We start from the raw sequence: 6,741 nt of genomic DNA, 5'->3' as shown, positions 1-6,741 counted from the left end.
GTTATAAGGCAAGATGGATGCTTGGTGTCCCAACCCTGTACCGGATGATACTGGAGAATGACCGCCTCGATCAGTATAATCTCAGTTCAATGCGGTACTGTTACTGTGGAGGCGATGTCCTGCCCGTGGAGGTCTTCAAGACCTGGAAGGAAAAATACGAGGTGCCGCTGTACCAGGTCTATGGCTCAACAGAGATAGGCCATGTTGCCTACAGCCCGTTGACCAAAGAGCCTTCCGCGACGACTATAGGAAAACCGCTCAAGACGAGAAAATCAATCGTTGTGGACCGGGAAACGCTGGAAAAACTCCCGCCCGGAGAACTCGGCGAACTTTGCGTTACCTCCCCATACCCGATCAAGGAATACCTGAATAAACCTGAGGAGACGAGTTATTCTTATGTCCAGATCGACGGAGAGACCTATTACAGGATGGGCGACTTCGTGAAGATGAACGAGGACGGAGAACTTGAGTTCGTTGAGAGGACCGCGGATATCATCAAACACAAGGCGTACAGGGTCTCCGCGTCGGAAGTGGAGGCAGTCCTTCAGGACCATCCCACGGTCATCGGCGCCTGCGTTATCGGTATCCCTGACCCGAAGGTCGGCGAAAGGATCAAGGCCATCGTTGTCCTGAAGGAGGACGCCAAGGGTATCGGCAGCGCCGAACTTCTCAGATGGTGCCGCGACAAGCTTGCGGCATACAAAGTCCCCAGTTATATAGAGTTCAGGGATATGCTCCCCAAATCAAAGGTGGGCAAGCTTTTAAGGCGCGAGATAAGGGACGAAGAAAAGCGCAAAATGGAAAAAGAGAAGAAGAAACCTTGAACATAGAACTTTGAACGTTGAACGACTACATATCACGTATCCATAACAGACGGTGATGCCCAGTTTTCTCCTCCCGGTATAAGGGTTTTTGCCAGATCCTTGAGAGACAGGATACCGGTTAATTTTGCACCGTCATATACAAGAAGATGCCTGACATGTTTTGCCACCATGAGTTTGACGCAATGGTCAACAGGGTCTTCAAGTTTTACAGAATACAGCTTTGTAGCCATAATCTCTTTTATATTTGTATCCTTCGATGACTTTCCATGGAGGACGAGCTTTCTTGCGTAGTCCCTTTCTGTAACGATCCCAACTGCCCGACCACCATCGATAACAACGAGCGCGCCTACCTCCTTTTCAGCCATACGCTTCAGCGCTTCAAACATAGTTACATATGGTGATATTGACCAAACCTCGTGTCCTTTCACATGAAGAATTTCTTTAACGGTCTGCATAATCTACCCCCACCTTTGAAGTGTTTTGGTTGAATGTATCTATTATTTATATACCCGATAACTTTTTTCTGCAACTAAAAGTAAATATGGTCGGTTTACCTTTTACAATACGGCAGGCTGAGACCGTTTTTGAAGAGGACACGGGTGGTGACATCTGATCGAATTGAAGGTCTGCCGTGGTCGATGATCCCCGGTATGTCCCCCTTTTTATACTGTTCGAAATCAGGGTCCCAGGGGAAGGTGACGAACGGCTGGTCAGGTATATCCACGGAGACAGGCTGGATAGGCCTTGATGTTTTTCTGTCTTTCAATGAAAGGAGAACTTCATCGATCCTTTCGAAACGGGCAAGGTCTTCGAGGGTTGCAATGGTAGGCGGCATGAGTATCATAGTTCCATTGAGGTTTTCTTCCAGTGCGTCCCGTGGGGCGATCCATCGTCCGTCCGTTGTTTCTTCCCCGTCAGCCGATGCGCTCTGGTTTTCAGGCATGGCGGCGATAAAGAAATGTGTATAGAACCTGACAGGTTTCCCCTCGGGTGTGATCCAGTGGGCAAAGTGGACGAACTGATCGAGGGTATAGATAAGGTCTTCCTTCTCTGCCAGGTGAACGAGCGTCATTTTACCTCTCTGAAGAAGGTCTCTGTAATTATCAAAACGTTCCCGAACCGGCGTGTCTTCATTGGCAACGGTCTCACCGGTCCTGTCCGCGGCAAAGAGTACCCCTGCCTCTTCAAAAAGCTCCCTGACCCCCGTTACCCAGAAGGCAAGACTCTCCTCTTCTGAAAGCGTTCCGCCGAGTATTTCTTTCGCCCTTGCGGGAACAACGCCCCTGCAGCGGGCAAAGGTCTTTTGATCCTTGTCCTGTATATCCGTAATACCGCCCGGAAAGACATAGCTGCCTGCCATAAATGTCTGTCGTTCCATCCGCTTTACAAGGAAGACCTTCAGCCCTTCAGCGTCTTCTTTCAGCAGTATGATCGCTGCCGACCTTTTCGGAACTAAATTTTTCATTTTCTGTCTCCCATGTACGGTCTGCGAAACCCGTTTTATCTGGTTCATTTGGTATATCTTGTCTGCCTGGTCTTAACGTTGAACCTTGAACATAGAACATTGAACATATTTCAGTATTATCTCTCTGCTCTCTGCCCTTTGCTCTCCGCTGCCTTCACAGGTTTTCTTTCGCCCAGGCGATTCGTTTTTCCGGTGTCGCAAAGATCTCAGCCGGTGCCGTATCAACGTGTTTGAGTCTTTTCAGTAAACCGCTTCTGTTGGCCATCTGAATAGCGAGGCCGGGACGGGCATTCAATTCAAGAAGCACGGGGCCTTGATCACGGTCGATCACTATGTCGACGCCCACGTAACAAAGGCCGGTCATATCGATGGCCAGGACGGCAATGGATAGCATTGTTTCCCAGTGTGGCACCTGTATACCGCTTACAGGGTTTCCTGTATCGGGGTGGAGTGTCACGATCTGCGATTTATGTACGGCGGTGATTGTTCTTCCCGTTCCCAGTTCAATTCCTGCGCCGATCGCGCCGCGGTGGAGGTTTGCCTTTCCGTCCGAATCCTTTGTCGGTAGTCGAACCATGGCCATCACGGGTACACCCCGGTAAACGATGATCCTTACATCGGGCACGCCCTGGTAGGTAACCGCGGAAAAGACCTCATCCGGGTGAATAAGGGATTCTATGATCGCATGGTCTTCCTGCCCCTGAAGGGAGAATATCCCTGATAGGATGTCCGATATATGATAGCTCAGGTATTCCAGGCTGACCTCCCTCCCGCTCTGGGTAAGAAAACCGTTCCCTGTCCGTTCCGCGATGAGAATGATGCCGCTTCCGCCCGAACCGCTTGCAGGCTTAACAACAAACTCCTTCAGATCCTTCAGCGTTGCCTTGAGGTTTTTGAGGCTGCCGTGATTCTCGATGATGCTGTAGAGCGCGGGTGTCGGTATCCCGTATTGCCTTGCAAGTCCTTTCGTGAGCACCTTATTGTCTACGAGAGGGTAGCGGGACCGCGCATTGCAGCGCATGATATACTCGGCGTTACGGCTGTTTATGCCGAGAACGCCCGCTTCGTTCAGTGCGTGGAGCAGACGTGCTATCATGAGGGACTGTGGAATTCCCGGAACCGGAAAAGTTCTGAAAGGCGGTAGCCGGTATATCTGCCGACAAGCATCTGCAGGGCGCCGACTGCGAGAAGAAGTTCAGGATATATAAAAAATGTTAACTGGAGGGTCTCCCAACTGATGATGAGGTATGTTATGCAGGCAACTGCAGCACTTCCCGCAGCGGTCTGTAATGCCGTTCGGGCGCCGTGCTCCTCTACCACGACAAAGAACCGTTCTATGGTCATAACGAGAATGACAAAAGGGAGCAGACCAACTGCCATAACCTGACGCAGCCCGAGCTTATTGCCGAAGAGGGCGAGGAGCGTGAAGCAGACAATGACAAGCGTCAGCAGCACCGACATGCGGGGTACCAGAAGGAGGCGAAGCCGGTCAAGGAGGCGCCGCGCCGCATAACCTATCAGGATGACGCCTGCGAATATGGCAAGTCCGTATACCAATCCGGTATTGCGGAAGGAGAGCGCCATCAGGACGGGCATGAATATCCCGAACGTTGGAAAGCCTATTATGTTGCGGAGTATACAGATGAGAAGGGCGCCGATGGGGACGAGAAGCAGGATACGGAAGGTCTGCTGGAATTCAGCGGGCAAACGGAAAAGCGACCACCGATCAAGGAACCGGTCCGAACGGCTGATATGTTCATAATTGAGGCGCCACTGGCCGACGATCTGTCGGTTTATGTCCCAGCGGACATCACTGATCTCTCCTCCGGAAACATCAACAATCGGTTTGCCATCTGATGTAAGGGTTAACAGCGAGGCCTGGTCTTTCAGTATCTCTTTCCCGTCGATGCTGACGCTTTCCCACTTCCGCCCGTTCCATACGTCGATCCAGGTCAGAGGTCTTGTGGTAATACCTTCAGTGAGCCTGATGCCCTCGATAATCCTCGCGGGGATTAAAGCCGCTCTGAAAAGTGTCAGGGGAAGTATTGACCGGTCGTATTTCCCTTCCATGCGTTCAAGGAACTCGCGTTCGCGACCTTCGGCAAGAGGTTTCTCCCGGATGTCCCTTACGAATTGCAGGATGGACCTGATTCTGCCCGGAAGAGGGAGGGATTGGAATCTGCCCGTTATCCTTTCGGCAGTTGCCTGATCGTTTTTATTGATTGATGACGGGTATTTTTCCAGAGCAGGAGGCTTCAGCTTTGCAGTGCCGGAGGGACGCATCAGGATCATCTCACGGTATGAGGCAATTTCACCATCAGGACCTGTCTGTCCGGTCCATACTCCGTAACGTCCCGACATGTTTCTGGTGAGGGTGAAGCTTAACGAACCGGAGCCGAAATACTCCTCCGATATAATCTGTCCAGGTTTTTCCGACGGTAAAGCAACGAAGAGGGTTGTATTGCTGCCGCTGCTTTTTACGTGTCCCTCGAACTTTAGCAGGAAAGCTCGTCCCGGTGCCGCCGGGAAGATTGGATAACCGAGGACCATGATCCGGTAGAGAAGAAGCGCGGAGGTGATGATGAAAAGACCAAACGCCAGCATGACTGCAGGGCGTTTCATTTCTGCTGCACCCCCGGACAGCTCGGGACTGTACATTTTGTCTGCGTACAGTCGATGACAAAATTATTCATTAGGGTATTCCGGCCCAGGAGCATAGGATATTGAACACCGGAGCGATCATTCAGGTTGACCCTTGTGCGAAGACGTTTTGAGGCTATACAGATCTCAAGCTCCACAACGACCCTTCTTTCACGTGCTTCGGCGGACCTTATCGTTTTATGTTTTACGATGGGAAGGCTCAATTCTGTCCCGCTGTATTGCGGCGCAAGTTTGAATGTGACGGTATTACCCTTTATCTTTATATCCCTTGCATCGAGGGATGATGATGCGGCGCCCGTGTCGATACGTGCAGGGAGGATGATACCCCATGGCAGAAGCATCACATCCTCTATGACCCCGATATTGATCTTCTCGGAAGCGCGAGCCCCTCTTTCCATGATCATCATGAAAGATATGTATAATAATAGTATGAGCGTTAAGGACAGGAGAATCTTCCCAATCCCATTTTTCCGGTTATTTATTATAAATATTCCTTGTGCCGGACCTTGCACAGAAAAGATTATATCACATCAAACCCTCATTTCATCAAAAAACCGCTCCGTGTCCTGTTTATATAGTGAGCCATATGTGGTATAATAGGGTTTAGGAATAAGGTCTAAGGAGAGCAATCCATGGGTTTTGTAAGAGAACCGGCAGTAAGCGGCATGTTTTATCCTGATGACCCGGGAGTGCTCAGAAAAGATGTTGAAAAATACCTCAAAAACGCCGCCGTTTCCCCTGTACCGGGTCAGATTACCGGCATTATTGCGCCTCACGCAGGGTACGTGTATTCCGGGCAGGTAGCGGCATATGGTTTCAAGACGATTCTGGACAGGGTATTCGATACGGTCATAGTGCTGGCGCCAAGTCACAGGGTCTATTTTGAAGGGGTTGCCGTTATGGAGAAGGGCAGCTACAGGACGCCACTTGGTCTGGCAGGGATCGATGAGGAGACCGTTGCAGACCTTGTAAGGTCGTCGGCTGTGGTAAAACCATTTGCGGAAGCCCACAAAGATGAACATTCCCTTGAAGTGCAAATCCCTTTTTTGCAGTCTGTTTTAAAAGATTTTACCATTGTTCCACTGATCATGGGCACACAGACCGTTGATCTGTGCACCGCATTGTCAGATTGCATTGAGAGTGTAATCCGGAAGGGCAACAAGCAATTTCTCGTCGTTGGAAGTACTGATCTATCTCACTATCACCCTTATCCGGAAGCAGTAAAGCTTGACAGTGTCATTGTCGATCATCTCGAACATTTCGATGTTCAAGGCATGATCAAAGACCTTGATATGAGTAAAGGCGAAGCATGTGGCGCAGGGCCGATGCTCACAACGATGATGGTATCGGATAAACTTGGCGCGAAACACAGCCAGGTAATGAAGTACGCAAATTCAGGCGACGTCTCCGGTGACAGAAGTGCTGTTGTCGGCTATGTGTCGGCAGTGTTTTACAAATCCTGACAGGTATCATCGATGGATCTTTCCGAAAAAGAAAAGGATCAGCTTAAACGGATAGCACGGGATACAATAGAAGGCGTTCTTTTCGGGACCGATAAGAAATCTTCTGAGATACCGGAAACGTTGAACGAGAAAAGGGGCGCCTTTGTAACTGTGAAAAAGAAGGGGGAATTAAGGGGTTGCATAGGATACATAAAGGGTTTTCTGCCTCTCCATGAGACCATCAGGGAGATGGCCATTCAGGCGGCATTCCACGATCCCCGGTTTAATCCCGTCAACATAAATGAATGGAAGGATATCGATGTTGAAATATCTGTCCTTACACCAATGA

General features: G+C 50.1%; 8 protein-coding genes. 3 read left to right on the top strand and 5 right to left on the bottom strand.

Annotated elements, in window-relative coordinates; all coding sequences use genetic code 11:
- A partial coding sequence (locus tag PHU49_12825; protein MDD5244890.1) for a fatty acid--CoA ligase family protein occupies positions 1-824 on the top strand: 824 nt, incomplete at its 5' end.
- Between the two features lie 32 nt (positions 825-856).
- Here the strand turns inward: PHU49_12825 and PHU49_12820 are convergent.
- The 5 genes from PHU49_12820 to PHU49_12800 form a co-directional block, all read right to left on the bottom strand.
- Positions 857-1,279 carry a CBS domain-containing protein gene (locus PHU49_12820; GenBank protein ID MDD5244889.1) on the bottom strand — a complete coding sequence of 141 codons (423 nt, stop codon included), beginning with the start codon at positions 1,277-1,279 and terminating at the stop codon, positions 857-859.
- Between the two features lie 95 nt (positions 1,280-1,374).
- Positions 1,375-2,289 (bottom strand): hypothetical protein, encoded by a 915-nt coding sequence (locus PHU49_12815; protein MDD5244888.1) that lies wholly within the window; start codon positions 2,287-2,289, stop codon positions 1,375-1,377.
- Positions 2,290-2,443: 154 nt separating this feature from the next.
- Positions 2,444-3,385, bottom strand: coding sequence for an alpha-L-glutamate ligase-like protein (locus PHU49_12810; GenBank protein MDD5244887.1), 942 nt, complete (start codon positions 3,383-3,385; stop codon positions 2,444-2,446).
- On the bottom strand, positions 3,382-4,911 hold the full coding sequence (locus tag PHU49_12805; GenBank protein MDD5244886.1) for a 7TM domain-containing protein: 1,530 nt from the start codon (positions 4,909-4,911) through the stop codon (positions 3,382-3,384). Before PHU49_12805 ends, PHU49_12810 begins: the two co-directional genes overlap by 4 nt.
- Complete coding sequence (locus tag PHU49_12800) at positions 4,908-5,348, bottom strand: RimK/LysX family protein (protein ID MDD5244885.1); 441 nt, start codon at positions 5,346-5,348, stop codon at positions 4,908-4,910. Before PHU49_12800 ends, PHU49_12805 begins: the two co-directional genes overlap by 4 nt.
- Before the next feature lie 234 nt (positions 5,349-5,582).
- On the opposite strand from PHU49_12800, the gene amrB reads away from it, so the two are divergent.
- Positions 5,583-6,413, top strand: a complete 831-nt coding sequence (amrB, locus tag PHU49_12795; protein ID MDD5244884.1) for an AmmeMemoRadiSam system protein B — start codon at positions 5,583-5,585, stop codon at positions 6,411-6,413.
- A 12-nt stretch (positions 6,414-6,425) separates the two neighbouring features.
- Positions 6,426-6,741 (top strand): AmmeMemoRadiSam system protein A (gene amrA, locus PHU49_12790; protein ID MDD5244883.1); only part of this gene is annotated, 316 nt, incomplete at its 3' end.

The organism is Syntrophorhabdaceae bacterium, assembly GCA_028713955.1.
In the GTDB taxonomy this organism is placed as follows: Bacteria; Desulfobacterota; Syntrophorhabdia; order Syntrophorhabdales; family Syntrophorhabdaceae; genus UBA5609.
The sequence above is the reverse complement of the archived record's forward strand: the minus strand, read 5'-3'. Positions and strand labels throughout refer to the sequence as shown.